We start from the raw sequence: 2,461 nt of genomic DNA, 5'->3' as shown, positions 1-2,461 counted from the left end.
GCGGTGGCCCGAACCGGATCGGCCAGGGGATCGAGTTCGATTACTGCTGCTGTCACGCCTGTTTCGCGCTGACGGATGCGGGCTACGAGACGATCATGATCAACTGCAACCCGGAGACGGTTTCGACCGACTACGACACCTCCGACCGGCTCTATTTCGAGCCGCTGACATTCGAGCATGTGATGGAGATCCTGCGCGTCGAACAGGAACGCGGCAGCCTGCACGGGGTGATCGTGCAGTTCGGCGGCCAGACGCCGCTCAAGCTCGCCAATGCGCTGGAGGAGGCCGGCATCCCGATTCTCGGCACGACGCCGGATGCGATCGACCTTGCCGAGGATCGCGAGCGTTTCCAGGAACTCGTCAACCGGCTTGGCCTGAAGCAGCCGCGCAACGGCATTGCCACCTCGGATGCGGAGGCAATCCGCATCGCCGACGAGATCGGCTTCCCGCTGGTCATCCGCCCGTCCTACGTGCTTGGTGGCCGGGCGATGGAGATCGTGCGCGATCATGCCCAGCTCGAACGCTACATCTCCGAGGCGGTGGTGGTCTCGGGCGCGAGCCCGGTGCTGCTCGACAGCTACCTGTCGGGCGCCATCGAGATCGACGTCGACGCGCTGAGCGACGGCACCGGCGTGCATGTCGCCGGGATCATGCAGCATATCGAGGAGGCCGGTGTGCATTCGGGAGATTCCGCCTGCTCGCTGCCGCCCTACTCGCTGTCGCGCCAGACCATCGCCGCGCTGAAACAGCAGACCGAGGCTCTGGCCCGGGCGCTCAACGTTGTCGGGCTGATGAATGTCCAGTTCGCCATCAAGGACGGCGAGATCTATCTGATCGAGGTCAATCCGCGTGCCTCGCGCACCGTGCCCTTCGTCGCCAAGGCGGTGGGTTCGCCCATCGCCTCCATCGCCGCGCGGCTGATGGCGGGCGAAAAGCTCTCGGCCTTTGATCTGGTCGATCCGCAGATCGACACCTTCGCCGTCAAGGAGGCGGTGCTGCCCTTCGCCCGTTTCCCCGGCGTCGATACGCTGCTCGGTCCCGAAATGCGCTCGACAGGCGAGGTCATGGGGTCTGACAAGAGCTTCCCGCGCGCCTTCCTCAAGGCGCAGATCGGTGCCGGCACCGACCTGCCGACCGGCGGCACGGTCTTCCTGTCGATCAAGCCGGCGGACAAGACGGCACAATTGCTCGAAACCGCCCGGACGCTTCAGGACCTCGGGTTTTCAATCGTCGCGACGCGTGGAACCGCTGCCTTCCTCAGGCAGAACGGGATCGAGGCCCAGATCGTGAACAAGGTCTACGAAGGCCGGCCCAACATCGTCGATGTGATGAAGGACGGGCGGGTGCAACTGGTGATGAACACCACCGAAGGCGCGCAGGCGGTCGAGGATTCGCGCTCGATGCGCTCGGTGGCACTGATGGATCACATCCCGTATTTCACCACGCTGGCCGCCGTTCACGCCGCCGCGATGGCGATGAAGGCGCGCGAGGAGGGCGAGATCGAGGTGCGCGCGCTGCAGAAGGCCTGAGCCGGGCGAAAGAACCGGTGGAGAACCCGCAACTGCGCCATGCCACAGTGATCCCAGGGAGTGGCGCCAAAAATGGTCCGGCATTCCCTCGGCCTGCGTCCCGGAAGGCAATGGATATGCCGATGACCGCCACCTGACCGGAGTTTCACTGCCTGCAACCGCCGCTATCGCATGAACAGGCCGCCATTCGCGGATCAACCCAAAGAAGCCGTCGTCGTGTGACCAATGTGCAAAAGGTAATGACGCTCCCTCTGCGAGGCGTTTGCGGCCGCCCGTTTGCAACGCCTGAAACCTGCGTCGGCAAGCGAACGCAGGTTTTTGCTGCGCCCCGGCAGTGTGATCAGGACAGCCCGTTCAGCGCCTTTTCAGGCAAAGGGTCGTCCAGTCGCCAATCCGCTCGGACCCGTCGACCTCCATGCCGGCGGCGTCATAGGCGGCGATCACCTCGTCCGCCTGCTCGTTCAGCAGGCCGCTCAGGATGGCGTAGCCGCCCGACCCGAGCGCCCCGGCGATATCCGGCGCCAGCGCCAGCAGCGGCGCCTTGAGGATATTGGCGAAGATCAGGCCATAGGGCGCCCCGGCAGCCAGTTCCGGATGGTCGAGCCCCGTTGCCTCGATACAGCGCACGCGGCCGTCGAGCCCGTTTGCCGACACGTTGGCCGCGGCCACCTCCACCGCCACCGGGTCGATATCCGATGCCAGAACGACCTCGGGCCATACCCGGGCGGCGGCCATCGCCAGAACGGCGGTTCCGCAGCCTATATCAGCAACGGGCAGCGGCGTTTTTCCCGACGTCACCAGCCGGTCGAGCGCGCGCAGGCAGCCCAGCGTCGTGCCGTGGTGCCCGGTGCCAAAGGCCATCGCCGCCTCGATCAGCAGCGGTTCCACATCGTCGGGCACCGTATCGGCATCGTGGCTGCCGTACAGGTAGA

2 protein-coding genes are annotated in these 2,461 nt (G+C 65.5%); one reads left to right on the top strand and one right to left on the bottom strand.

Annotation, left to right across the window (positions count from 1 at the left end):
• A partial coding sequence (gene carB / locus ACK5IR_RS11700; protein WP_416929086.1) for a carbamoyl-phosphate synthase large subunit occupies positions 1–1,529 on the top strand: 1,529 nt, incomplete at its 5' end.
• 354 nt (positions 1,530–1,883) lie between these two features.
• On the opposite strand, the gene ACK5IR_RS11695 is transcribed toward carB, so the two are convergent.
• Positions 1,884–2,461: 50S ribosomal protein L11 methyltransferase (locus ACK5IR_RS11695; RefSeq protein ID WP_416929084.1), on the bottom strand; the 578-nt coding region annotated here is incomplete at its 5' end.

Source organism: Tropicimonas sp., from assembly GCF_047971885.1.
Taxonomy (GTDB): Bacteria; Pseudomonadota; Alphaproteobacteria; order Rhodobacterales; family Rhodobacteraceae; genus Tropicimonas.
Note: the sequence above shows the minus strand (reverse complement) of the source record. Positions and strands in the feature narration are given on the sequence as shown.